This is a genomic window from Gallaecimonas kandeliae, from assembly GCF_030450055.1.
Classification (GTDB): Bacteria; Pseudomonadota; Gammaproteobacteria; order Enterobacterales; family Gallaecimonadaceae; genus Gallaecimonas; species Gallaecimonas kandeliae.
In genome coordinates, this window is record NZ_CP118480.1 from 2705560 (window position 1) to 2728018 (window position 22459).

Consider the following 22459-nt stretch of genomic DNA (forward strand, 5'->3'; position numbering starts at 1 on the left):
CTTCAGCCTTTGCTATCCAGGGATTCCAGTTTGAGTTGCAAGGCAGGGGAGCCTGCCTGGCCGGCCAGTGCGGCCTGGTAGGCAGTACGGGCCGCAGCCTTGTCGCCTTCCTTGACGGCGATATCACCCAAAAGTTCCTGGGACTCGGCCTTGAATGCGTCATCTTTGACCAGCGCCAGGCTGGCCTTGGCACCCTTAAGGTCGCCCTTGGCCAGTTGGATACGGGCCTTGCGCAGCGTGAAGATGCCCTTGAGGGTTTCGGTGTCGGCGTGGGCCTGGGCCTGGTCCAGGTAGCCCAGGGCCTTGTCCAGCTCGCCCTTGTCGGCGGCGGCTTTGGCCAGGCGGGCGGCCATCAGGGTCTGGTACTGGCCGGCGCTATCGCCTTTGAGGAAGGCGTCACCGGCGGACAGATCGCCAGCGTCCACCTTCTTGAGGGCGGCGGCGTAAGCGGCAGAGGACTGCTCCTGCTTGGCCAGCTGCTGCTGACCGTACCAGCGCCAGCCGTAGATGGCGGCCAGGCCGATGAGGGTACCGAGGATGATGCCGTTGCCGTGCTCTTTCCAGAAGCTCTTGATGGCTTCGACCTGTTGTTCTTCAGTGCTGTAAATTTCCACGCCTGAGTCCTTGTTATCGTTGTTCGAGATGTGCGGCCAACTCGCCCATGGCGACGGTGGCTTGGCTGCCATCTTTCAGGTTCTTGATGGTGATCTGGTCCTGGGCCAGTTCGTCATCGCCCAGGATCAAGGCCCAACGGGCGCCGCTCTTGTCGGCCCGCTTGAGCTGTTTCTTGAAATTGCCGCCACCACAGTGGCACATCAGCCTGAGCCCTGGCAACTGCTGGCGCAGTTGTTGAGCCAGAACGAAGGCCTGGCGCTCGGCCGCCTCGCCCATGGGGCAGAGGTAGGCGTCGACGGCGGCAGGGGCCTGGGTGCCCAGGGCCTCCACCAGCAGCACCAGCCGTTCCAGGCCAAGGCCGAAGCCCACGCCCTGGGTGGCCTTGCCGCCCAGCTGTTCCACCAGGCCGTCGTAGCGGCCGCCGGCACAGACGGTGCCTTGGGCGCCGAGGCTGTCGGTGACCCACTCGAAGACGGTGCGGTTGTAGTAGTCCAGGCCGCGCACCAGGCGCTCGTTGACGCGGTAGCCGATGCCGACGCTGTCGAGCAGCGCCTTGAGGGCCTCGAAGTGGGCCTGGGATTCCTCGTCCAGGTGGTCATGCAGGCGCGGGGCATTCGCCACCACTTCCTGCACCTGGGGGTTCTTGGAGTCGAGGATGCGCAGCGGGTTGCTGTAGAGGCGGCGCTTGGCGTCCTCGTCCAGCTTGTCGATGTGCTGTTCCAGGTAGGCGATCAGCACTTCACGGTACTGGGCGCGGGCCTCGTTGGAGCCGAGGCTGTTGAGTTCCAACGTGACGTGGTCACGCAGGCCCAGCTTGTCCCAGAGGGCGGCGGACAGCAGTATCACCTCGGCGTCGATGTCCGGGCCGGCCAGGCCATAGACTTCCACTCCGAACTGGTGGAACTGGCGGTAGCGGCCTTTCTGGGGGCGCTCGTGGCGGAACATGGGGCCCATGTACCAGAGGCGCTGCTCCTGGTTGTACAGCAGGCCGTGCTCGATGCCGGCACGCACCGTGCTGGCGGTGCCCTCGGGGCGCAGCGTCAGGCTGTCGCCGTTACGGTCGTCGAAGCTGTACATCTCCTTCTCGACGATATCGGTCACCTCACCGATGCTGCGCTTGAACAGATCGGTGGACTCGACGATGGGGGTGCGGATCTCGCTGTAACCGAAGGAGGAAACGGTGGCACGGATGGCGCTTTCCACCTGCTGCCAGAGCGGGGTCTGGCTGGGCAGGCAGTCGTTCATGCCGCGAACGGCTTGGATGCTTTTCACTGTGGGACTCTGCAATCACAAAAATGCCCGAATTATACACTTCGGGCAGGCAAACTCATGGGCTTTGGGTTCAGTCGCCGCTCTTGACCGGTATCCGCTGGCTCATCATGGCAACGCGGGCACGGATGCGGGTTTCCAGCTCGTCCACCAGGTTCTCGTTGTCCAGGCGTTCCTTCTGGCGCTCGCCGTCCACGTAGTAACCGCTCTTGCGGGTGGCGCCGGCGATGCCCATGTCGGAGACCAGGGCTTCACCCGGGCCGTTGACCACGCAGCCGATGACGGAGACGTCCAGCGGCGTGGTGATGTCTTCCAGGCGGTTTTCCAGGGCGTTGACGGTGCCTATGACATCGAACTCCTGGCGCGAACAGCTGGGGCAGGCGATGAAGTTGATGCCGCGCGAACGGATGCGCAGGGACTTCAAGATATCGAAGCCCACTTTCACTTCTTCGACCGGATCGGCGGCCAGGGACACCCTCAGGGTGTCGCCTATGCCTTCAGCCAGCAGCATGCCAAGGCCGATGGCGGACTTGACGGCGCCGCTGCGGGCACCGCCCGCCTCGGTGATGCCCAGATGCAGGGGCTGCTTGATCTGCTTGGCCAGCAGCCGGTAGGCATCCACGGCCAGGAAGACGTCGGAAGCCTTGACCGAGACCTTGAAGTTCTCGAAGTTGAGGCGGTCGAGGATCTCCACGTGGCGCATGGCCGATTCCACCAGGGCCGCCGGGGTCGGCTCGCCGTACTTTTCCTGGATGTCTTTCTCCAGGGAGCCGCCGTTGACGCCGATACGGATGGGGATGTTGCGGTCACGGGCCGCGTCCACCACGGCACGGATGCGCTCTTCCTTGCCGATGTTACCGGGGTTGATACGCAGGCAGTCGGCGCCGTACTCGGCCACCTTGAGGGCGATGCGGTAATCGAAATGGATGTCCGCCACCAGGGGGATATCCACCCTTTCCTTGATCAGCTTGAAGGCTTCGGCCGCGTCCATGGTGGGCACGGACACCCGTACCAGGTCCGCACCGGCACGCTGTATGGCCTGGATCTGGGCCACTGTCGCGTCCACGTCCGTGGTGCGGGTGTTGGTCATGGACTGGACGGCGATGGGCGCCCCGTCACCGATGGGCACATTGCCTACGTAGATGCGGGTGGACTGGCGGCGCTGGATGGGCGGCTGATGCTGCATGCTCTACTCAACCTCAGTTCTGGGGCAAGGTCAGCTTGGCAAGCCGGCCGGCCTTGAACCCGGACAAATCGACTGGCGCGCCCTGGTATTGGATATCAACCACCTCGGGGGCGCCCAACTTCACGGCAAAGGGAGCTTGGCCTTGCAGGCTGAAGGATTGGCCATTCTTCTTGACCCCTTCCAGTACCCTCTTGCCGGTACTGTCTTCGATTCTAACCCAACAGTCGCCGCGAAAGGAGATTTCCAATGTACTGGTTGCAATGGCTGTGCGCTCTGCCGGGCTTGGCACCGCAGCTGCCGGTGCCTCTTGGCTGGCCGTATCCTGGGGTTGGGGCTGAGCTGGGCTGCCTTGGCTGCCGTCGTCCCCTTCGGGGCCGGCGCCCTCTTCCACAGGGGTACCGAGGTCGACGCCGTCATCGGCCTGGGTCCCATCGGGTTGGGCCTCACCTGGCTTGGCTTCGGGCTCTGTGGCTTTGGCCTGGCTTTGTACCGGGGCCTGGACACTGCCGGCTTGGGTGTTGACCAGGCTGGTGCGGGTGGTGGCTTGTTGCCAGCCGAAGTACACCAGGAGCCCCAGTATGGCCAGGCCAATCAACCAGGTGACCAAGGTCAGCCAGCTGTCGGACTTTTCCCTGGTGGTGCGGCGGGAAAAGCTCTGCATGTTGCTTTCGGTCTGGCTCTTGAGCTGATCGGCACAGAGCTCGGCCATCACTTCGCTTTCGGGAAGATCCAGCAAGCGGCAATAGGCGCGGATATAGCCCTTGGTGTAGGTAGCGGGAGAGTTCCTGTCGTAATCGTCGTTTTCCAGCTGCTCAACCACGGACAGCCGCAGGTTGAGACGTTTGGCAACCTCTTCGACAGACCAGCCCCGCGCTTCCCGGGCTTGTCTCAGGCGCTGGCCGGCGCTCAGCGTTTCCTTTTCGTCGTTTGGTTCTGCCATCAGTATTTATTGCTCCGGTATTGTTGGCTTAAAGGTGAGTCCGGATATTTTGAAACAAGTTCATCGCCATAACGCTGAACGCCGGCATCATCACCCGTCCTTTTTGCCAACTCCAGGCCAAGAAAGAGACTGCGGGGTACAGGCCTTGCGATCCCTTCGAAGCGCCCCAGGTAACCCTTGGCGCCGATGAAGTCCTTCTTGGCATAGAGGGTTTCGGCCATTCCCAATAGAGAAGCGGCGCGGCGGGCATCGTGACTTAAGGCGCTGGCGAAGTATTTTTCGGCCCCGTCCAGGTCGCCCCCCTGCTTGGCGCAGGTACCGGCGTTCTCATAGGCACCGGCCACCTTGATGTAGCCGGGGGCCCGGACGGCCTTGGTGAAGTATTCAATGGATTCGTCGAAGCGGCCCATGCCACAGAGGAAGGCGCCGAAGTTGTTCAGCGCTTCACCGTTCTCGGGGTCCAGCTTGATGGCGTGGCGATAGGCCTCTTCTGCCTCTTTGCTCTCCCCTACCGCCTGGTAGTAGTAGCCCAGGCTGTAGTAAACGTCGGGGAGGTCGGGGGCGAATTCCTGGGCCTTGAGCAGGTTCATCTTGGCCTGGGCGCTGTTGCCGCTGCGCAGGTAGGCCAGGCCCAGTTGCATTCGGGATTTGGCGGCCGCTATGGGGTCGAACGGTTTCTCCGCGACCACATTGCCTTGGCTGTCCAGGGTTTGGGAGACACAGCCCCCCAGTGCCAGCAGGAGAGCCAGGAAGCCCAGTCGATACCGTGGTTTCGCCATAGTCATTCCGTAATGCGTTGAGATTTCACACCATTTTTACTGAAATACCGGAATCCTGCATCTGTTTTTTCATAACGCGCTTGGTTCTGTCCACAACGTCACCGGCCAACTGGCCACAGGCGGCGTCGATGTCGTCACCGCGGGTCTTGCGGACAATGACGGTAAAACCGTATTCCATCAACACCTTGGCGAACCTGTCGATACGGGAATTGGAGCTGCGGCCATAGGGCGCACCCGGGAAGGGGTTCCAGGGAATAAGGTTGATCTTGGACGGGGTGTCCTTGAGGCAGGCGGCCAGTTCGTGGGCCTGATCCATGGAGTCATTGACGTGATCCAGCATCACGTACTCCACCGTCACCCTGCCCTGGTTGGCGTTGGACTTGGACAGGTAGTTGCGCACCGAGCCGAGGAAGGTCTCGATGTTGTACTTCTTGTTGATGGGCACTATCTCGTCGCGCAGGGCGTCGTTGGGGGCATGCAGGCTGATGGCCAGGGCCACGTCGATCATGTCGCCCAGCTTGTCCAGGGCCGGCACCACACCGGAGGTGGACAGTGTCACCCGGCGCTTGGAGAGGCCGAAGCCGAAGTCGTCCAGCATCAGTTCCATGGCCGGCACCACGTTGGCGAGGTTGAGCAGGGGCTCACCCATACCCATCATCACCACGTTGGTGATGGGCTTGTTGCCGCTGTTGCCCTGAGGGCCCAGCACCTTGGCGGCGCGCCACACCTGGCCGATGATTTCGCTGACCTTGAGGTTGCGGTTGAAACCCTGCTGGGCAGTGGAGCAGAAGGTGCATTCCAGGGCGCAGCCCACCTGGGAAGAGACGCAAAGGGTGGCTCTGTCCTTCTCGGGGATGTAGACGGTCTCCACTTCCTGGCCACCGGAAACCCGCAGCGCCCACTTGATGGTGCCGTCGCTGGAGCGCTGCTCCTGGGAAATTTCGGGCGCTTCGATGACGCAGCGCTCCTTGAGCTTGCCGCGCAGCACCTTGTTGACGTTGGTCATGTCGTCGAAGTCGTCCACCCCGAAGTGATAGATCCACTTCATGACCTGATCGGCGCGGAAGGGCTTTTCCCCCATCTCGGCGAAAAAGGCGCGCATCTCTTCGCGGCTCAGATCCAACAGGTTGATTTTGCCTTCGCTCATGGCATGACCTCAGTGACTACGGCTCAAGGGCCGGCATTGTACAGTTTACAACCAAGACAACAAAGGGGGGCTTAGCCCCCCTTTGTCACAAAAACCGTGGCGCTTAGCGAGTGCGGGCGCAAACTTCGGTTTCGGTGAAGAAGTAGGCGATTTCGCGGGCAGCGGACTCTTCGGAGTCGGAACCGTGCACGGCGTTCTCGTCGATGCTGACGGCGTAGTCGGCACGCAGGGTACCGGCCAGGGCGTCGCTGGGGTTGGTGGCGCCCATGATCTCACGGTTTTTCAGGACGGCGTTCTCGCCTTCCAGGACCTGGACCATGATGGGGCCGGAGGTCATGAAGTCGACCAGGGCTTTGAAGAAGGGACGCTCTTTGTGCTCGGCGTAGAAGCCTTCGGCCTGCTCGCGGGACAGGTGCAGCATCTTGGCGGCAACGATCTTCAGACCGGAGGTCTCGAAACGGTTGTAGATGGCGCCGATCACGTTCTTGGCAACAGCGTCAGGCTTGATGATGGAGATGGTACGTTGAACAGCCATGGGGGCTCCGTCCTCAGAAATTGGGTTTAGGGTTCAGAAATGGCCGCACAGTATAAGCGAAGTTATGCCAGGAGAAAATGTCAGACCAATGACAAGCAGATAAAGGCAAGTTCAGCCCTCGAATTCCTCGAGCCAGGCCAGGAAGATGGCCTCGAGGATGCGCTCGTTGGAGCCCTTGGGATCGTCGTCGAAGGCGTCCAGTTCGCAGATCCACTGGTGCAGGTCGGTAAAGCGCACTGTGCGCGGATCAAGCTCAGGATCCCGGTCATAGAGCGCTTCGGCTATCGCCTGAGTGTCGGTCCATTTCCAGCCCATGATCTCCCCTCCCCTTTGGATCTGCCTTAAGTCTAACAGCCAAGAAAAAAGGCGCCTGACGGCGCCTTCTGCTCAATGCTCGCGGGCGAGGTTGATGGTGTATTTGGGGATCTCCACCACCAGATCCTCGTCGGCCACCTTGGCCTGACAGGACAGGCGCGACTCGGGCTCCAGGCCCCAGGCCTTGTCCAGCATGTCGTCCTCCAGCTCGTCGGACTCGTTCAGGGAGTCAAAGCCTTCACGCACTATGACGTGGCAGGTGGTGCAGGCGCAGGACTTCTCGCAGGCGTGCTCGATGGCGATGCCGTTCTTGAGGGCCACGTCCAGGATGCTCTCGCCCTTGGGGGCCTCGATGACGGCACCGTCTGGGCAGAGTTCGGCATGGGGCAGGAATACGATCTTTGGCATCTCAAACCTCGTCAACTTTGTGGCCGGCCAGGGCCTTGCGAATACTGTCGTCCATGCGGCGGGCGGCGAAGGCGTCGGTGGCTTTGTCCACCGCTTCGATGCTGGCCTTGATGGCGTCCACCTGTGCGCCTTTGGCCGCCTCGACCATCTGCGCCAGGGCCACATCGATGGAGGCGCGCTCGGCCTCATCCAGCAGGCGCTCGCCGTCGGCCGCCAGGGCGGCACTGACAGCCTCAAACACCCGGCGGGCTTCCACCTGCTGTTCGGCCAGCATGCGGGCGGCCATGTCGTCCTTGGCGTGGACCATGGCGTCCTGGATCATGTTGGCCACCTCATTGTCGGAGAGGCCATAGGACGGTTTGACCTGGATGCTGGTCTGGCGGCCCGTGGATTTTTCCATGGCGGTGACCGACAGCAGGCCGTCGGCGTCCACCTGGAAGGTGACGCGGATATGGGCGGCGCCGGCCGCCATGGCCGGGATCTCGGTGAGCACGAAGCGGGCCAGGCTGCGACAATCCTTGACCAGTTCCCGCTCCCCCTGCAGCACATGGATGGCCATGGCGCTCTGGCCATCCTTGAAGGTGGTGAACTCCTGGGCCCTAGCCACAGGGATGGTGGTGTTGCGGGGCACTATCTTTTCCACCAGTCCGCCCATGGTCTCGAGGCCCAGGGACAAGGGAATGACGTCCAGCAGCAACAGCTCGCTGTCGGGCTTGTTGCCCACCAGCACGTCGGCCTGGATGGCGGCGCCTATGGCCACCACCTGGTCGGGGTCGATGCTGGTCAAAGGCTCGCGGCCGAAGAAGTCGCCGACGGCGCCGCGCACCTTGGGCACCCGGGTGGAGCCGCCCACCATCACCACCTGCTGCACGTCACCCAGTTCCAGCTCGGCGTCGCGCACGGCGCGGCGGCAGGCCAGCAGGGTGCGTTTGATGAGGGGCTCAACCAAGGCGTCGAACTGGTCGCGGCTCAGTTCGGCGGTCCGGTCCTGGCCTTGGATATTGAGGGCCAGGGAGACGCTGGAACTCTCGGTCAGGGCTTCCTTGGCGCTGCAGGCGGCGGAAAGCAGGGCACGCTCGGAGAGGATGTCCAGCTTGTCGGCCAACTGCCACTGCTCGCGCAGCCAGTCCACCAGGGCATGGTCGAAGTCGTCACCGCCGAGGGCGGTATCGCCGCCGGTGGCCAGCACTTCGAAGACGCCCTTGGAGAGGCGCAGCAGGGAGATGTCGAAGGTGCCGCCGCCAAGGTCGTAGACGGCGATCACCCCTTCGGCGCCGGAGTCGAGACCATAGGCCACGGCGGGCGCCGTGGGTTCGTTCAGCAGGCGCAGCACCTTGAGGCCGGCCAACTCGGCGGCGTCCTTGGTGGCCTGGCGCTGGGCGTCATCGAAATAGGCGGGCACGGTGATGACGGCCCCCATCAGGTCGCCCCCCATGGCCGCCTCGGCCCGCTCTTTCAGGGCCCCGAGGATATGGGAGGAGACTTCGATGGGGTTCTTGGGCCCCTGGGCCGTCTCGATGCGGGGCAGGCCGTGCTCGGTGGCGGAAAAGGCATAGGGCAGCTTGGGATAGCGGGCCTGGATATCGGCCAGGGAGCGGCCCATAAAGCGCTTGACGGAGATCAGGGTGTTTGCCGGGTCGGTGGCGGCCAGGGCCTTGGCCTGGCGCCCCACCTGGCGCTCGGCAGCGCCGTAATGGACGGCGGAAGGCACTATGCCATGGCCTTCGGCATCCTTGAGGACGACGGCGGTGCCGCTGCGCACGGCGGCGACCAGGGAGTTGGTGGTGCCGAGGTCGATACCCACGGCCAGGCGGTGCTCGTGGGGCGCGGCGCTTTGGCCGGGTTCGGCTATCTGTAGTAATGCCATGGTTTTCGCTATGTCAGTAGTCGAGCAGGGACTCTTCCAGCCGCTCTATCTCGACGAGCATCTTGTCGACGAACTTGAGCTTGCGGACGGTATCGGCGGCGCTGTCGAAATCCTGCTGGCCATAGAGGCCGGCAAATTCCTGGTGGAGCTCACTGCGGGCCTGGACTATCTCGGTGCGCAGGCTGTCGATGCCGTCGGCATCTTCCACCTCGGCCAGGGCCTCGCGCCACTCCAACTGTTGCATCAGGAAGGCGCTGTCCTTGAGGGTCTGGCTCTCGCCCTGGATATCGACGCCGTTCAGGCTCAGCAGGTACTGGGCGCGCAGGGTGGCGTGCTTGAGGGTTTCGAAGGCGTCGTTGAGCAGGGCCGTCTTGGCCAGGGCCTGGGCCCTGTCCCGTTCGGAGCCGGAGGCGAAGCGATCCGGGTGCAGGGCGGCGGCCAGCCGGCGATAGCGGCTGGCCAATTCTTCCCTGTCCAGCATGAAGGCTTCGGGCAGGTCGAAGAGTGCGAAGTGGTTAGACGGTGAAGGATTCGCCACAGCCACATTCCCCTTTGGTGTTGGGGTTGTTGAACTGGAAGCCCTCGTTGAGGCCTTCCTTGACAAAGTCCAGCTCGGTGCCGTCCAGGTAGACCAGGCTCTTCTGATCGACGATCACCTTGACGCCTCTGTCTTCGAAGACTTCGTCGTCAGGGTTGGCCTCATCCACGAACTCCAGCACATAGGCCAGGCCGCTGCAGCCTGTGGTGCGCACACCCAGGCGCACACCCAGGCCCTTGCCGCGATTGGCGAGGAAAGTGGAGACCCTGGTGGCCGCTGTCTCGGTCAGGGTGACTGCCATTTATGCCAGCCCCTTCTTGCTCTTATAGTCGGCGATGGCCGCCTTGATGGCGTCCTCGGCGAGGATGGAGCAATGGATCTTGACCGGCGGCAGGGCCAGTTCTTCGGCGATGGCGGTGTTTTTCAACTCCTCGGCCTCGGCAATGGACTTGCCCTTGACCCATTCGGTGACCAGAGAGCTGGAGGCGATGGCACTGCCGCAGCCGTAGGTCTTGAACTTGGCGTCTTCGATGATGCCTTCGTCGTTGATCTTCAACTGCAGCTTCATCACGTCACCGCAGGCGGGCGCGCCCACCATGCCGGTGGCAACGCTGGGATCGTTCTTGTCGAAGGACCCGACGTTGCGGGGATTCTCGTAATGGTCGATGACCTTTTCACTGTAAGCCATGATGCGCTCCTTAAAACTGTTAGTGGGCTACCCACTCGACCTGCTCGAGGTCGACGCCGTCTTTGTACATTTCCCACAGGGGAGACATCTCGCGCAGACGGCCAATGGCCCCCTGGATGCAACTGATGGCGTAATCGATGTCTTCTTCGGTGGTGAAACGGCCAATGGAGAAACGGATGGAGCTGTGAGCCAGCTCGTCGTTGCGACCTATGGCACGCAGCACGTAGGAGGGTTCCAGGCTGGCGGAGGTACAGGCGGAGCCGGAGGACACGGCCAGGTCCTTGAGGGCCATGATAAGGGACTCGCCTTCCACGTAGTTGAAGCTGACGTTGAGGATGCCGGGCACGTGGCTGGCCAGGGTGCCGTTGAGGTGCACTTCCTCCATGTCCTGGACACCGGCCCAGAGCTTGTCGCGCAGGGCGGTGATGCGCTGGGCCTCGGTCGCCATTTCTTCCTTGGCGATGCGGGCCGCTTCGCCCATGCCGACGATCTGGTGGGTAGCCAGGGTGCCTGAGCGCATGCCGCGCTCGTGGCCGCCGCCGTGCATCTGGGCTTCGATACGGATACGGGGCTTGCGTCGCACATAGAGGGCGCCGATGCCTTTGGGGCCGTACATCTTGTGGCCGGAAAGGGACATCAGGTCCACTTTCAGCTCGTTGAGATCGATGGCTACCTTGCCGGCGCTCTGGGCGGCGTCGACGTGGAAGATGACGCCCTTGCTGCGGCACAGCTCGCCGATGGCTTTGATGTCCTGAATGACACCCAGCTCGTTGTTGACGTGCATGATGGACAGCAGCACCGTGTCGTCGCGCAGGGCGCCTTCGATCTGCTCCAGGGGATGCAGGCCGTCTTCATTGGGCTCCAGGTAAGTCACCTCGAAACCTTCACGCTCCAATTGGCGGCAGGTGTCCAGCACCGCCTTGTGCTCAATCTTGGAGGTGATGATGTGCTTGCCTTTCTTCTGGTAGAAGTGCGCGGCACCCTTGATGGCCAGGTTGTCCGACTCGGTGGCACCGGAGGTAAAGACGATCTCGCGGGGGTCGGCACCGATCAGCTCGGCGATGTTGCTACGCGCCTCTTCCACCGCCTCTTCGGCCTGCCAGCCGAAACGGTGGGACCTGGACGCCGGGTTGCCGAACTGGCCATCCAGGGTCAGGTATTGCATCATTTTTTCCGCAACACGGGGGTCTACCGGGGTAGTCGCCGCGTAATCCAGATAGATAGGAAGCTTCATTGCGTTCTCCGTTACTGCCTCGCCGCTCACAATTGGCACTGCACGGTTATGCTGTCTTTTTGATGGTGGCTTTCCTGCCGGGCGGCCACCTTCTTGATGTCCTTCTGCGCCACCAGATCCGCCAGGGAAATGCCTTCCAGGAAATGGCTGATCTGGTTGCTCAAGTTTGACCACAAGGAATGAGTCAAACACTGACTGCCACCCTGGCAGTCAGCCTTGCCTTGGCAGCGGGTCGCGTCTACCGACTCGTCCACTGCGATAATGACTTCACCGACGCTGATCTCGGCGCACTCCTTGCCCAGCAGGTAGCCGCCGCCCGGGCCGCGGACGCTGGACACCAGGCCCTGGCGACGCAGCCTTGAGAAAAGCTGCTCCAGGTAGGACAGGGAAATGCCCTGACGCTCGGAAATGTCGGCCAGAGACACGGGGCCGCCTTCGGCATGCAACGCCAAATCCAGCATGGCGGTGACGGCATAGCGTCCCTTGGAGGTCAGTCTCATCGGTCTTTCCGGGCGGTTTGTCTGGGGACTATTGTCCCAAGCCTGACTAAAATGGTCAACTATTAGCTTAGCCGATTGCCTTCATCGTCAGATGATGGGATCGAAACTGTCCAATTCGCCTTGGCGCTTGTGGGCCGCTTCCTGCTCGTCCTTGGCGAACTCTTCCAGGTCCAGCTCCGGCAGTTTTTCCCGGCAGACGTCGCCGCCGAGGTCGCTGATGGCCTTGCACATGTCGTTGACCTTGCCGTCCACCACGTGGAGGTGATCCAGCAAGGCCCCTATGGCCTTGGCCACGGGGTCGGGGTTGTCCTGGGATACGGCGTAAGCGTCGAAGCCATACTTCTTGGCCATGGCCTGGCGTTGTTCTGTGGTCTGGTAATCGGCCTGGGTGACGATGCGGCCCGGTATGCCGATGGCGGTGGCCCCGGCCGGTACGTCCTTGACCACAACGGCATTGGAGCCGATGCGGGCGTTGTCGCCGATCATCAAGGGGCCCAACACCTTGGCGCCGGCACCTATGACCACGCCCTTGCCCAAGGTAGGATGGCGCTTGCCGGCCTTCCAGGATGTCCCCCCCAGGGTGACGCCGTGATAGAGGGTGCAGTCGTCGCCTATCTCGGCCGTTTCCCCTATCACCACTCCCATGCCGTGGTCGATGAAGAAGCGGCGGCCGATGCGGGCGCCGGGGTGGATCTCGATGCCGGTCAGGAAACGGTTGAGGTTGGACACGGCCCTGGCCAGCCACTTGGCGTTACGCTGCCAGAGCCAATGGGCCAGGCGATGCCACCAGACCGCATGCAGGCCTGGATAACTGGTGAATACCTCGAAAGCGTTGCGGGCCGCGGGATCGCGGTCGAATACGCTGTCGATGTCCTCTTTGATGCGTTGCCAAATGCCCATCTCAATCCCTCTTCAAACGCAGTATGGAGGAGAGGATGCCCCTCAGGATGTTGAGCTCGTGCTCGTCAGGCCTGGCCCTGTTGAACAGGCAGCGCAGCTTCTCCATCACCTTGCCCTGGTGGGCCTTGATGAGGAAGCCGCTGTGATCCAGGCTCTGCTCCAAGTGCTCATAGAAATTTTCCATGGCCTTGGCCGGCGGGTAAACGACGCTCTCTTCCTCTGCCACGGCGGGTTTGGCCGCCAAAGACGCCATGCGCACCTCGTAGCAGAGGATTTGCACCGCCTGGGCCAGGTTCAGGGAGCTGTACTCGGGATTGGCGTCGATACAGACGTGGAAGTGGCACTGCTGCAGCTCGTCGTTGGAGAGGCCGCTGCGCTCACGGCCGAACACCAGGGCCACGCCGGCCTGCTGGCCTTCGACGGCCGCTTTTTCTCCCAGCTCGCGGGGGCTGAGCATGGGCCAGGGCAGGCTGCGGGAGCGGGCGCTGGTACCGGCCACCAAGGCACAGTCGGCGATGGCGTCGGTCAGGGTCGGGACTATGAGCGCGTCCCGCAGCAGGTCAGAGGCACCTGCCGCCAGGGCCATGGCCTGGCCGTCGATTTCACACTGGGGATCGACCAGGACCAGTTGCGACAAACCCATGGTTTTCATGGCCCTGGCCACTGAGCCGATATTGCCGGAATGGGTGGTACCCACCAATACGATGCGGACCTTGTCTAGCATTACCTGAGCGCGTTAGTCGGAAAAGGCACGCAGTGTACCACAGGCAAATGTGAGCCGGGCTGCTTTTCTTTAGGGCCCGACTCCGCTATACTCCGCCGTCGCTTTTCATGGCCCGTTCTTTTTCAATTGGTGAGTCGCTTATGCATCCTATGCTGAACATCGCGGTGCGCGCTGCGCGTGCTGCCGGCAATTTCATTGCCAAGTCCTTCGAGCAACCCGACAAAGTCGAAGCCACCCCCAAAGGCACCCATGACTGGGTAACCAACATCGACAAGGAAGCCGAGCGCATCATCATTGAAACCATCCGCCGCTCCTACCCGGACCATGCCTTCATCGGCGAGGAAGGCGGCATCCAGGGCGAGAGTGACTTCCAATGGGTCATAGATCCCCTGGACGGCACCACCAACTTCATCCGCGGCATCCCCCACTTCTGCGTGTCCATCGCCCTGCGCGTTAAGGGCAAGACCGAGCAGGCCGTGGTCTTCGACCCCATCCGTGGTGAACTCTTTACCGCCAGCCGCGGCGTCGGCGCCCAGCTGAACGGCAAGCGCCTGCGCGTATCCCAGGTCCGCGACCTGGAAGGCACTGTGCTGGCCACCGGCCTGCCCTTCAAACAGCGCCAGCACTACAACAGCTACATGACCATCTTCACCGCCATCTTCGAGAAGGCGGCCGACGTGCGCCGTACCGGCTCCGCCGCTCTGGATCTGAGCTACCTGGCTGCCGGCCGCATCGATGGCTTCTTCGAGCTGGGCCTCAAGCCCTGGGATATCGCCGCCGGCGAACTGATCGCCCGTGAAGCAGGCGCCATCGTCACCGACTTCACCGGTGGCCACAACTACCTCAAGAGCGGCAACATAGTGGCGGCCCCCGCCCGCATGCTGCCGGCCCTGCTGGGCACCATCAAGCCCAACCTTACTGACGCCATCCGCCAGTAAGGCAAGCCTCCCAAAAAGAAAAGCGCCCAAGGGCGCTTTTCTTTTTTCTAGCGGACACTCGCTGCCAGCAGCGGCGCCTTGTCGAGGAAGTGCTGCCAACATTCCGCTGGACACGCCAAGCCGCCCAATTTCTCATCCAGCAGCTCTTCACCGATGCGCCGCTTTTCCTTGAGCAGGTAGAGCTCTGCACAGCCGTTGGCTTGGCGCAGTATCCTGGCCAAAAGCGTCTTTGGCTGAGAGCGTTGCTGCTGCAAGGCGGTGCAGTACTGCTCGGGCAGCCCCCATTCCTTGGCCACGAAGGGTGATATGTCCAGGGACATCTCCGACATCAGCGCCTTGAACAGCTGGCTGCCCGGCACCCCATCCAGTACCCCCTGGCTGAACGCATCCAGCAGGCAATTAAAGACGATGATCTTGCCCACGTCATGGATAAGACCAAGGAAATGGCCGACGAAGGGATCTTCCCCCTGCTCTTTTGCCAGTTCGCGGCAGAGGAAGGCGCAATGCAGGGAGTGCAGCCAGATATCCCGGCCGAACATCTTGAAGTAGATGGGCTTGGGCGGGCGCAGCTTTTCGGCCAGGATGGTGCTGGCGATAGCGGCGACCCCCGTCACCCCCAACCTGCCGACGGCGGCCCTGAGGGTATCAAGGCTGGCACCGCCGCGGCTGTAAAGGGCGCTGTTGGCGATGCGCAGGACTTCCAGGGAAAGGGCAGGATCCCCTTCGATAAGGGCGCTTATCTTGTCGAAATCGGCCTTGGGATCGGCCAGCAGCTGCACCAGTTGCAGCAGCAGGGTCGGCAACGGCGGTATATGGGTGCTGAGGGCAGCCCTGTCGTCCAAAACGGCCCGCAGGTTGCCAAGGGCCTGTAACTCCAAGGGGTTCAGCTCCTGGCCCTGGTCGCCAAAAAGAGCATCGTAGAAGGCGGTGTCGAGGTTGAGGTCGTCCATGGGCAAGGTTCCGACAAGGCGTTTTTTTCAGGATAGCCCGCCCAAGGGATCTCAACCTGAGCGAGTTTAATCCTCGGCGATGATCCCACCCATGGCCACCCAGGCCTTGTAGCCGCCGGCGACGGAGAAGACGGCCGTATAACCCATCAGCTGCAGGTTATGGGCGGCCAGGGCCGAGCGGTAGCCGCCACCGCAGTAAAGGTAGAGGGAGGTGGCCTTGTCCGGCACCCGCTTCTCGATATCCCGCTCCAGTATGCCCCGGCCCAGGTGCTCAGCCCTGGGCAGACGCCCTTTGACCCATTCGTGATCTTCGCGGACATCCAGCAACAGGGCCCCCGCTTCGGCCAGCAGCGCTTCCAGCTCATCGACCTGAACTTCCCTTACCTGGGCCCTGACTTGCTCGCAAAGGGCCTGGAAACCTGGACTATGTTGCATGCTTACTCCTTGATTGCAGTGGCTTTGCACATTTGCTCACAGACTGAAAAAGATAGGACAAAGCTTAGGCGCTTTACTCTGGGGACCTCAGCAAAGGGATCGCCGTCATGAACATCGCCAACCTTGCCCTGCTTGCCGCCCTGTCTGCCCCCGCCATACTGCAGGCGGCAGAAACCCAGCACTATACGGTTTACCTCAACGCCAGCCCCCTGGTCCAGGGCCTCTACGCCGAGTTGCAGCAGAGCAGGGATACCCTGACCCTGCAGCGCCAGCAAAGCTGTGAACGCCTCAACGAGAACTGGTTGGACAGCCTGCGCCTTAAGCTGGAGCAGCTCAACGCCCGGAGCTCGGCCTCGACACCACAAGCAGGCAAGCTTAAAACTGGCCCATAAAAAAACCGGCCCTTGGCCGGTTACCGTTGTCCCTTGTTTACTTCTTATAAACTCCAAACGGGCTTGCGGAGCAAATTCAGGACATCGTCTTTTTTCACCTATTCCCGAGTGCGGCAAACACGCTGGGTGAAATGTGAGCCGGTCGGTTTGATATTTTTACAAACCTGCTTTTTCTTGGCCTCGCCTTTATTGTCCTCGGCAACTGCCTGTTGCTCCTCTTTCAGTTTGCGTCCCCCTTGCTCTTCCTTTTCCACCTGAACTTCTTTGGTATTGACCATGGCGGTGCCGGCTGAAGGGGCTTTAGGGGCGGTGCTGCAGCCTGCGAGCAATAACAGGCCAAAGGGAATAAGGAGAGAGGCTTTCATAAGGGCTTCCTTGCAATTAAAACGAGGAAGGAACATAACACCAAAGAAACAATAACATAACCCCCTTGATTAACGCATTGCTAATTCAGAACCTCATGAAGCCCCATCTTACTGCATCCCACTCCTACCTTGGTGTTTTTCGAAGCAAGCATCTGCTCAGGCGCCTGAGCCGCCTTCTCGGCGACTTCTGAGTTCGAAACAATTCGCGATTGTTGGCTGGGAGTACTCACAAACCAGCCGTGCTTTGAACTACCTGCCGTCTATCTCAAGCACCCTCTGTTCCTCGTGAAGCTTGTAGAAGATCACCTGTCACCAAGACAGTGCCGCCGGAAGGCTTTAGGTGGCTGGCCAAAAGCCACAAGCCGCAGACGAAAAGAATAAGACGAGGGGGCATCCTTATACCCTGAAGCCTCGGCTCCCCTAGCCCAGGCGATCTACGTCGAGCCGGGGTCATGACATGCTCAAGCTACGGCGAGTTAATTCAAGCCCTAAAGGCCCGAGCTGCTTATGAAAAAACCGGCACTCGGCCGGCTTTTTCTTAGCTGCATTCCAGGTTATTTGACAACTTTGGGGTTGGGCAGGTGGCGCAGCAACTCCTGGGCTTCTGCCTCTTCTTTCTGCATTTCTTCCTTGGTGTGGCAGAGGCGCTGGGTGAAGTGAGAGCCTGTCGGCTTGACGTACTCACATACCAGCCTCTTTTTGACGTCACCTTTGTCATCGACGGCAACCACTTGCTGCTCATCTTTCAGCTTATGAACGCCTTTTTCTTCCTTGAACTCATGATCGACTTGGACTTCCTTGCCGTTGACCATGACGGTGTCGACGGAAGGCTTTTGAGGAGCAGTAGTACAAGCCGCGAGGAACAGCAGGCCAAGAGGAGCGAGGGACAGAGGTTTCATTCAGGCATCCTTGCTTATGGTTCAAAAAAATTAACATATAGACAAATTTTTAAACGCTCAAGTCCACGTCATTAATTAAGAATTTGTTAATTTAAAAATGATTGCTGCCACTGTTGAAAAACCGGCCTGGGCCGGTTTTGTCACGAGTGGGTCTGATTGCCCGACTTGCTCAACTCATGCAGAGCTCGCTCGGTATCCTTTTCGCTTTGCTCTATCTCTTCACGGGTGCGGCAAACCTTCTTGGTGATATTGCTTCCCATGGGCTTGGTGTAAGAGCAGATCAAGTGTCCTTTTTCTTTACCCTTTTCGTCTACCAGTTTGACTTTCTCACTCTGGCCGAGCTTGTGATTCGTCCTCTGGTGCTTGACCGTGTCCGTGGCGTTGGAGGCACAGCCAGCCAGGGCCAGCACGACGAGAGGGATAACAGCTAAGGTTTTCATACAGCGTCCTTGTTGAGTTGAGAAGGCAATCTAACAAAAAAGGGGGCTTTGCGGCCCCCCTTTCATCGCAAATTTTTTGGCCTTCAAGGCAAAGGATCCAGATCGGCGCCTTCCTTCTCCACCTGGGGCGGCATCAGGTCTTCTTTGCTCAGGCCCAGTTTCAGGGCCACGGCGGATGCCACGTAGATGGAGGAGTAGGTACCAACTGTGATACCCATCAACAGCGCCGCCGCGAAGGCGTGGATCACAGGGCCGCCCACCGCGAAGATCGCGATCACCACGAACAGGGTGGTGGCCGAGGTCATGATGGTACGGCTCAGGGTGGCGGTCAGGGCGTTGTTGGTGATCTCTTCCGGGGTGCCCTTGCGCATCTTGCGGAAGTTTTCCCGGATACGGTCGAAGACGACGATGGTGTCGTTCAGCGAGTAACCGATCACCGTCAGTACGGCGGCCAGTACCGTCAGGTCGAACTCGATGCCAAGCAGCGAGAAGAAACCCAGGGTGATGGTCACGTCGTGGGCCAGGGCCACTACTGAGCCCAGGGCCAGCTTCCATTCGAACCGCACTGACACGTACAGCAGTATACAGAGCAGCGCCACGAACACGGCCAGACCGCCCTGTTCCACCAGCTCGTCACCCACGCTGGGGCCGACGAACTCGATGCGCTTGAGGGTCACCTCTTCGCCGTTGCCGGCCTTGATGCTGGCCACTATGTGGTCGCCCAGGTTGGCCGCTTTGGCGCCTTCCTGTGGCGGCATGCGGATCAGCACGTCACGGCTGGTGCCGAAGAACTGCACGGCAGGCTCGCCGAAACCGCCCTTGGCCAGCTCGCCACGGACCTGCTCGAGATCCGCCGGCTTGGCAAAGTTCACCTCGATAAGGGTACCGCCGGTGAAGTCCAGGCCCCAGTTGAGGCCCTTGACCACCAGAATGCCGATGGAGGCACTGACCAGCAGCAGCGACAGTATGGCGGCGGGCAGCCGCAGCTTGAGGAAGTCGAGGTCGCGCTTGAACTTGAAGATTTCCATATGGCCTCCTTAAATCGACAGCTTCTCAACACGGCGGCCGCCGTAGATGAGGTTGATCACGGCGCGGGTACCGACAATGGCCGTGAACATGGAGGTCAGGATGCCGATGGCCAGGGTCACGGCGAAGCCTTTGACCGGGCCAGAACCAACCCCGAACAGGATCAGCGCCGTGATCATGGTGGTGATGTTGGCGTCGGCGATGGTGGAGAAGGCATTGTCGTAGCCGTTGTGGATGGCCTTCTGGATGCCGGTACCAGCCCGCAGTTCCTCACGGATCCGCTCGAAGATCAACACGTTGGCATCCACCGACATACCCACCGTCAGGACGATACCGGCGATACCGGGTAGCGTCAGGGTGGCACCGGGAATAAGCGACATGATACCGACGATCAGCACCACGTTCAGCAGCAGCGCCATGTTGGCCACCAGGCCGAAGGCACGGTAGTAGATGGCCATGAAGATGACGATGGCAATGAAGCCGTAGATCAGGGAGTTCATGCCGTCTTGGATGTTCTGGGCGCCCAGAGACGGACCTACGGTACGCTCCTCGACGATCTGGATCGGCGCCAGCAGGGCACCGGCACGCAGCAGCAGCGCCAGGTTATGGGCTTCTTGCGGGGTGTTGATGCCGGTGATGCGGAAGCTGCGGCCCAGGCGCGCCTGGATGGTGGCCACCTGGATCACCTGCTCCACCTTCTTCAGCATCGGCTTGCCGTTTTCATCCTTGTCGCCGGTCGGCTTGTATTCGATGAAGACGGTAGCCATGGGCTTGCCGATGTTGTCCTTGGTGGCACGGCTCATCATGTCGCCGCCCTGGGAGTCCAGCTTGATGTTGACCTGGGGCCGCTGGTACTCGTCAAAGCCGCTCTGGGCGTCCTGGATATGGTCGCCGGTGAGCATGATGTGCTTCTGGGCCAGTACGGGGCGGCCATCACGGCTCTTGTAGAGCACGGAACCGGCCGGCACATGGCCGTTGATGGCGTCGCCCAGATCATGCTGGGTATCCACCAGGTGGAATTCCAGGGTCGCGGTGGCGCCGAGGATCTCCTTGGCGCGGGCCGTATCCTGAACGCCAGGCAGTTCCACCAGGATACGGCTGGTGCCTTGGCGCTGAACCAGAGGTTCGGCCACGCCCAGCTCATTCACCCTGTTGCGGATGATGGTGATGTTCTGGGACAGGGCGTACTCGCGGATCTCCTTGATACGCGCCTCGGTGAGGGTCATGGTGATGCTGTCACCGTCCCGCTCCAAGGTGTACTCGTTGGCGGCGCCCTTCTGAAGGAAGGCTTCGGCCTTGTTGGCGGTGTCGGTGTCACGCAGTGTCACTTTGACCTTGCCCTGGGCGACACGGCGGATACCACTGTAACGCAGCCCTTCCTCACGCAGGTTGGAGCGCAGATCCTGTTGCATCTGCTCTTCGGCCTTGTTGAGGGCTTCATTCATGTCCACTTCCATCAGGAAGTGCACACCGCCACGCAAGTCCAGGCCCAGCTTCATGGGGCCGGCGTCGACGGCACGCAGCCAGCCGGGCGTGGCGGGGGCCAGGTTCAGGGCCACGCTGTAGTCGTCGCCCAATACCTTGGTCACCGCTTCCTGAGCCTTGAGTTGGGTGTCGGTGTCCTTGAAGCGGGCCAGCAGCAGGCCGTTTTCCATGGCGACGGATTTCGCGTCCAGCTTGTCCTCTTTGAGGGCAGAACGCACCTTGTCCAGGGTACTGTTGTCCACAACAGCACTGTGAACCCCGGAAACCTGTATCGCCGGATCCTCACCATAGAGGTTGGGAGCCGCGTACAGGAACCCGAAGATGATCACGAAGATCAGCATCAGGTATTTCCACAGCGGGTATTTGTTCAACACACCAGCCTTCCTTCTTTTTCTTGTCTGGTTCTTAGAGTGACTTCATGGTGCCCTTGGGCAGCACGGCTTGCACAGCAGCTTTTTGTACAGTCACTTCGGTGGTGTCGTTGAGGGCGATGACGATGAAGTCCTTACCCTCTTCGACCTTGCTGACACGGCCGATCAGGCCGCCGTTGGTCAGTACTTCGTCGCCCTTGCCCAGGCTGCCCATCAGCGCCTTGTGCTCTTTGACGCGCTTGGCCTGGGGGCGGTAGATCATGAAGTAGAAGATGGCGCCGAACAGCACCAGCATGATGATGAGCTGCAGGCCACCGCCTTGTTGGCCGGCGCCGCCGGTGGCGGCGTATGCGGAATTGATGAACATGTTGTCTCCCTAAGTTTCTTTAAAGTGCGGGTACTTCCATACCCTTGCGCTCATAAAAATCTTTTACAAAGGCGTCTAATCTACCCTGCTCTATGGCCCCCCGCAAACCTTCCATCACCCGCTGGTAGTAGCGCAGGTTGTGGATGGTGTTGAGGCGGGCGCCGAGGATCTCGTTGCAGCGATCCAGGTGGTGCAGGTAGGCCTTGGAATAGTTTTTACAGGTGTAGCAATCGCACTCGGCGTCCAGGGGGCTGGTGTCGTCGCGGTGCTTGGCGTTACGGATCTTGATCACCCCTTCGGTGACGAAGAGGTGGCCGTTACGGGCGTTGCGGGTCGGCATGACGCAGTCGAACATGTCGATGCCGCGGCGCACCCCTTCCACCAGATCCTCCGGCTTGCCCACCCCCATCAGGTAACGGGGCTTGTCGGCAGGCAGCTGCGGGTTCACGTGGCTGAGGATGCGGTGCATGTCTTCCTTGGGCTCGCCGACGGCCAGGCCGCCGACGGCATAACCGTCGAAGCCGATCTCGGTCAGCCCCTGGATGGAGACGTCCCGCAGATCTTCATAGACGGAGCCCTGGATGATGCCGAACAAGGCGTTGGGGTTTTCAAGCGCATCGAAGTGGTCCCGGGAACGCTTGGCCCAGCGCAGACTCATCTCCATGGACTTCCTGGCTTCATCGTGGGTGGCCGGGTAAGGGGTGCATTCGTCGAAGATCATGACGATGTCGGAGCCGAGGTCAGTCTGGATCTCCATGGACTTTTCCGGGTCCAGGAAGATCTTGTCGCCGTTGATGGGGTTGCGAAAATGTACCCCTTCCTCGGTTATCTTGCGGATGTCCCCCAGGGAGAAGACCTGGAAGCCGCCGGAGTCGGTGAGGATGGGGCCGTGCCAGTTCATGAAGTCGTGCAGGTCGCCGTGCTTGCGCATCACGTCCTGGCCGGGGCGCAGCCAGAGGTGGAAGGTGTTGCCCAGCAGGATCTCGGCGCCGGTCTGGGCCACTTCTTCCGGGGTCATGCCCTTGACGGTGCCGTAGGTGCCCACCGGCATGAAGGCCGGGGTCTGCACTGTGCCGCGTTCAAAGACCAGCTGGCCGCGGCGGGCCTGGCCATCGGTGTTGAAGAGTTCGTATTTCATGGATGCTC

The 22459-nt window shown here is 61.1% G+C and carries 28 protein-coding genes; 2 read left to right on the plus strand and 26 right to left on the minus strand.

The annotated features are described in order from the left end of the window. Positions 1-2: 2 nt before the first annotated feature. From PVT67_RS13410 to trmJ, 17 genes are all read right to left on the minus strand, one after another. Positions 3-614, minus strand: a complete 612-nt coding sequence (locus PVT67_RS13410; RefSeq protein WP_301494304.1) for a YfgM family protein — start codon at positions 612-614, stop codon at positions 3-5. Positions 615-627: 13 nt separating this feature from the next. Then, positions 628-1860: a histidine--tRNA ligase gene (gene hisS, locus PVT67_RS13415; protein WP_301499705.1), complete on the minus strand. Its 1233-nt coding sequence runs from the start codon at positions 1858-1860 to the stop codon at positions 628-630. 97 nt (positions 1861-1957) lie between these two features. Further along, positions 1958-3070 carry a flavodoxin-dependent (E)-4-hydroxy-3-methylbut-2-enyl-diphosphate synthase gene (gene ispG, locus PVT67_RS13420; RefSeq protein WP_301494306.1) on the minus strand — a complete coding sequence of 371 codons (1113 nt, stop codon included), beginning with the start codon at positions 3068-3070 and terminating at the stop codon, positions 1958-1960. Between the two features lie 13 nt (positions 3071-3083). Further along, positions 3084-4010, minus strand: coding sequence for a RodZ domain-containing protein (locus PVT67_RS13425; RefSeq protein WP_301494308.1), 927 nt, complete (start codon positions 4008-4010; stop codon positions 3084-3086). Then, entirely contained in the window at positions 4010-4789 is a 780-nt protein-coding gene (gene pilW / locus PVT67_RS13430) for a type IV pilus biogenesis/stability protein PilW (protein WP_301494310.1), read from the minus strand. The genes PVT67_RS13425 and pilW overlap by 1 nt, the downstream gene beginning before the upstream one ends. A 25-nt stretch (positions 4790-4814) precedes the next feature. Continuing rightward, positions 4815-5936: a dual-specificity RNA methyltransferase RlmN gene (rlmN, locus tag PVT67_RS13435; RefSeq protein WP_301494312.1), complete on the minus strand. Its 1122-nt coding sequence runs from the start codon at positions 5934-5936 to the stop codon at positions 4815-4817. A 103-nt stretch (positions 5937-6039) separates the two neighbouring features. Beyond that, the gene (gene ndk / locus PVT67_RS13440) at positions 6040-6471 is read right to left on the minus strand and encodes a nucleoside-diphosphate kinase (protein WP_301494315.1); all 432 of its coding nucleotides are present in this window, start codon (positions 6469-6471) and stop codon (positions 6040-6042) included. A gap of 111 nt (positions 6472-6582) precedes the next feature. Next, a complete protein-coding gene (gene iscX / locus PVT67_RS13445) occupies positions 6583-6786 on the minus strand; it encodes a Fe-S cluster assembly protein IscX (RefSeq protein WP_301494317.1) in 204 nt (67 codons plus the stop codon). A 72-nt stretch (positions 6787-6858) separates the two neighbouring features. Then, on the minus strand, positions 6859-7194 hold the full coding sequence (gene fdx, locus PVT67_RS13450; RefSeq protein WP_301494319.1) for an ISC system 2Fe-2S type ferredoxin: 336 nt from the start codon (positions 7192-7194) through the stop codon (positions 6859-6861). A 1-nt stretch (position 7195) separates the two neighbouring features. Beyond that, positions 7196-9061 carry a Fe-S protein assembly chaperone HscA gene (gene hscA, locus PVT67_RS13455; RefSeq protein WP_301494321.1) on the minus strand — a complete coding sequence of 622 codons (1866 nt, stop codon included), beginning with the start codon at positions 9059-9061 and terminating at the stop codon, positions 7196-7198. A 13-nt stretch (positions 9062-9074) separates the two neighbouring features. Further along, positions 9075-9599, minus strand: coding sequence for a Fe-S protein assembly co-chaperone HscB (gene hscB / locus PVT67_RS13460; RefSeq protein WP_336407750.1), 525 nt, complete (start codon positions 9597-9599; stop codon positions 9075-9077). Continuing rightward, positions 9577-9900, minus strand: coding sequence for an iron-sulfur cluster assembly protein IscA (gene iscA / locus PVT67_RS13465; RefSeq protein WP_301494323.1), 324 nt, complete (start codon positions 9898-9900; stop codon positions 9577-9579). Before iscA ends, hscB begins: the two co-directional genes overlap by 23 nt. After that, positions 9901-10287, minus strand: coding sequence for a Fe-S cluster assembly scaffold IscU (gene iscU / locus PVT67_RS13470; protein WP_301494326.1), 387 nt, complete (start codon positions 10285-10287; stop codon positions 9901-9903). A 19-nt stretch (positions 10288-10306) separates the two neighbouring features. Continuing rightward, positions 10307-11521, minus strand: coding sequence for an IscS subfamily cysteine desulfurase (locus PVT67_RS13475; protein ID WP_301494328.1), 1215 nt, complete (start codon positions 11519-11521; stop codon positions 10307-10309). 26 nt (positions 11522-11547) lie between these two features. After that, positions 11548-12021: a Fe-S cluster assembly transcriptional regulator IscR gene (gene iscR, locus PVT67_RS13480; RefSeq protein WP_301494330.1), complete on the minus strand. Its 474-nt coding sequence runs from the start codon at positions 12019-12021 to the stop codon at positions 11548-11550. An 87-nt stretch (positions 12022-12108) separates the two neighbouring features. Further along, on the minus strand, positions 12109-12921 hold the full coding sequence (cysE, locus tag PVT67_RS13485) for a serine O-acetyltransferase (RefSeq protein WP_301494332.1): 813 nt from the start codon (positions 12919-12921) through the stop codon (positions 12109-12111). Between the two features lies 1 nt (position 12922). Beyond that, entirely contained in the window at positions 12923-13645 is a 723-nt protein-coding gene (trmJ, locus tag PVT67_RS13490; RefSeq protein ID WP_301494334.1) for a tRNA (cytosine(32)/uridine(32)-2'-O)-methyltransferase TrmJ, read from the minus strand. 140 nt (positions 13646-13785) lie between these two features. Between trmJ and suhB the strand changes: the two genes are divergently transcribed. After that, complete coding sequence (gene suhB, locus PVT67_RS13495; protein WP_301494337.1) at positions 13786-14583, plus strand: inositol-1-monophosphatase; 798 nt, start codon at positions 13786-13788, stop codon at positions 14581-14583. A 47-nt stretch (positions 14584-14630) separates the two neighbouring features. Here suhB and PVT67_RS13500 read toward each other — a convergent pair whose 3' ends face one another. Then, a complete protein-coding gene (locus tag PVT67_RS13500) occupies positions 14631-15533 on the minus strand; it encodes an HDOD domain-containing protein (protein ID WP_301494340.1) in 903 nt (300 codons plus the stop codon). Positions 15534-15599: 66 nt separating this feature from the next. Further along, positions 15600-15968 (minus strand): rhodanese-like domain-containing protein, encoded by a 369-nt coding sequence (locus tag PVT67_RS13505; RefSeq protein WP_301494342.1) that lies wholly within the window; start codon positions 15966-15968, stop codon positions 15600-15602. A gap of 107 nt (positions 15969-16075) precedes the next feature. Here PVT67_RS13505 and PVT67_RS13510 point away from each other — a divergent pair, with 107 nt between their 5' ends. Next, positions 16076-16360 (plus strand): hypothetical protein, encoded by a 285-nt coding sequence (locus PVT67_RS13510; protein WP_301494344.1) that lies wholly within the window; start codon positions 16076-16078, stop codon positions 16358-16360. Between the two features lie 98 nt (positions 16361-16458). On the opposite strand, the gene PVT67_RS13515 is transcribed toward PVT67_RS13510, so the two are convergent. From PVT67_RS13515 to tgt, 7 genes are all read right to left on the minus strand, one after another. Beyond that, positions 16459-16725: a hypothetical protein gene (locus PVT67_RS13515; protein WP_301494346.1), complete on the minus strand. Its 267-nt coding sequence runs from the start codon at positions 16723-16725 to the stop codon at positions 16459-16461. A 554-nt stretch (positions 16726-17279) separates the two neighbouring features. Beyond that, positions 17280-17624: a hypothetical protein gene (locus PVT67_RS13520; RefSeq protein ID WP_301494348.1), complete on the minus strand. Its 345-nt coding sequence runs from the start codon at positions 17622-17624 to the stop codon at positions 17280-17282. 140 nt (positions 17625-17764) lie between these two features. Further along, positions 17765-18064 (minus strand): hypothetical protein, encoded by a 300-nt coding sequence (locus PVT67_RS13525; protein ID WP_301494350.1) that lies wholly within the window; start codon positions 18062-18064, stop codon positions 17765-17767. A gap of 83 nt (positions 18065-18147) precedes the next feature. Beyond that, the gene (secF, locus tag PVT67_RS13530) at positions 18148-19092 is read right to left on the minus strand and encodes a protein translocase subunit SecF (RefSeq protein WP_301494352.1); all 945 of its coding nucleotides are present in this window, start codon (positions 19090-19092) and stop codon (positions 18148-18150) included. 9 nt (positions 19093-19101) lie between these two features. Beyond that, on the minus strand, positions 19102-20949 hold the full coding sequence (gene secD / locus PVT67_RS13535; RefSeq protein ID WP_301494354.1) for a protein translocase subunit SecD: 1848 nt from the start codon (positions 20947-20949) through the stop codon (positions 19102-19104). 31 nt (positions 20950-20980) lie between these two features. Beyond that, positions 20981-21313, minus strand: a complete 333-nt coding sequence (gene yajC / locus PVT67_RS13540; protein ID WP_301494356.1) for a preprotein translocase subunit YajC — start codon at positions 21311-21313, stop codon at positions 20981-20983. Between the two features lie 19 nt (positions 21314-21332). Beyond that, complete coding sequence (gene tgt / locus PVT67_RS13545) at positions 21333-22451, minus strand: tRNA guanosine(34) transglycosylase Tgt (RefSeq protein ID WP_301494358.1); 1119 nt, start codon at positions 22449-22451, stop codon at positions 21333-21335. Positions 22452-22459 lie beyond the last annotated feature (8 nt).

Bases quoted from the DNA above. Each gene is read 5' to 3' on its own strand.
- hisS (WP_301499705.1), bottom strand. From the start codon at position 1,860: ATGAACGACTGCCTGCCCAGCCAGACCCCGCTCTGGCAGCAGGTGGAA.
- ispG (WP_301494306.1), bottom strand. From the start codon at position 3,070: ATGCAGCATCAGCCGCCCATCCAGCGCCGCCAGTCCACCCGCATCTAC.
- PVT67_RS13425 (WP_301494308.1), bottom strand. From the start codon at position 4,010: ATGGCAGAACCAAACGACGAAAAGGAAACGCTGAGCGCCGGCCAGCGC.
- pilW (WP_301494310.1), bottom strand. From the start codon at position 4,789: ATGGCGAAACCACGGTATCGACTGGGCTTCCTGGCTCTCCTGCTGGCA.
- rlmN (WP_301494312.1), bottom strand. From the start codon at position 5,936: ATGAGCGAAGGCAAAATCAACCTGTTGGATCTGAGCCGCGAAGAGATG.
- ndk (WP_301494315.1), bottom strand. From the start codon at position 6,471: ATGGCTGTTCAACGTACCATCTCCATCATCAAGCCTGACGCTGTTGCC.
- iscX (WP_301494317.1), bottom strand. From the start codon at position 6,786: ATGGGCTGGAAATGGACCGACACTCAGGCGATAGCCGAAGCGCTCTAT.
- fdx (WP_301494319.1), bottom strand. From the start codon at position 7,194: ATGCCAAAGATCGTATTCCTGCCCCATGCCGAACTCTGCCCAGACGGT.
- hscA (WP_301494321.1), bottom strand. From the start codon at position 9,061: ATGGCATTACTACAGATAGCCGAACCCGGCCAAAGCGCCGCGCCCCAC.
- iscA (WP_301494323.1), bottom strand. From the start codon at position 9,900: ATGGCAGTCACCCTGACCGAGACAGCGGCCACCAGGGTCTCCACTTTC.
- iscU (WP_301494326.1), bottom strand. From the start codon at position 10,287: ATGGCTTACAGTGAAAAGGTCATCGACCATTACGAGAATCCCCGCAAC.
- PVT67_RS13475 (WP_301494328.1), bottom strand. From the start codon at position 11,521: ATGAAGCTTCCTATCTATCTGGATTACGCGGCGACTACCCCGGTAGAC.
- iscR (WP_301494330.1), bottom strand. From the start codon at position 12,021: ATGAGACTGACCTCCAAGGGACGCTATGCCGTCACCGCCATGCTGGAT.
- cysE (WP_301494332.1), bottom strand. From the start codon at position 12,921: ATGGGCATTTGGCAACGCATCAAAGAGGACATCGACAGCGTATTCGAC.
- trmJ (WP_301494334.1), bottom strand. From the start codon at position 13,645: ATGCTAGACAAGGTCCGCATCGTATTGGTGGGTACCACCCATTCCGGC.
- suhB (WP_301494337.1), top strand. From the start codon at position 13,786: ATGCATCCTATGCTGAACATCGCGGTGCGCGCTGCGCGTGCTGCCGGC.
- PVT67_RS13500 (WP_301494340.1), bottom strand. From the start codon at position 15,533: ATGGACGACCTCAACCTCGACACCGCCTTCTACGATGCTCTTTTTGGC.
- PVT67_RS13505 (WP_301494342.1), bottom strand. From the start codon at position 15,968: ATGCAACATAGTCCAGGTTTCCAGGCCCTTTGCGAGCAAGTCAGGGCC.
- PVT67_RS13510 (WP_301494344.1), top strand. From the start codon at position 16,076: ATGAACATCGCCAACCTTGCCCTGCTTGCCGCCCTGTCTGCCCCCGCC.
- PVT67_RS13515 (WP_301494346.1), bottom strand. From the start codon at position 16,725: ATGAAAGCCTCTCTCCTTATTCCCTTTGGCCTGTTATTGCTCGCAGGC.
- PVT67_RS13520 (WP_301494348.1), bottom strand. From the start codon at position 17,624: ATGAAACCTCTGTCCCTCGCTCCTCTTGGCCTGCTGTTCCTCGCGGCT.
- PVT67_RS13525 (WP_301494350.1), bottom strand. From the start codon at position 18,064: ATGAAAACCTTAGCTGTTATCCCTCTCGTCGTGCTGGCCCTGGCTGGC.
- secF (WP_301494352.1), bottom strand. From the start codon at position 19,092: ATGGAAATCTTCAAGTTCAAGCGCGACCTCGACTTCCTCAAGCTGCGG.
- yajC (WP_301494356.1), bottom strand. From the start codon at position 21,313: ATGTTCATCAATTCCGCATACGCCGCCACCGGCGGCGCCGGCCAACAA.
- tgt (WP_301494358.1), bottom strand. From the start codon at position 22,451: ATGAAATACGAACTCTTCAACACCGATGGCCAGGCCCGCCGCGGCCAG.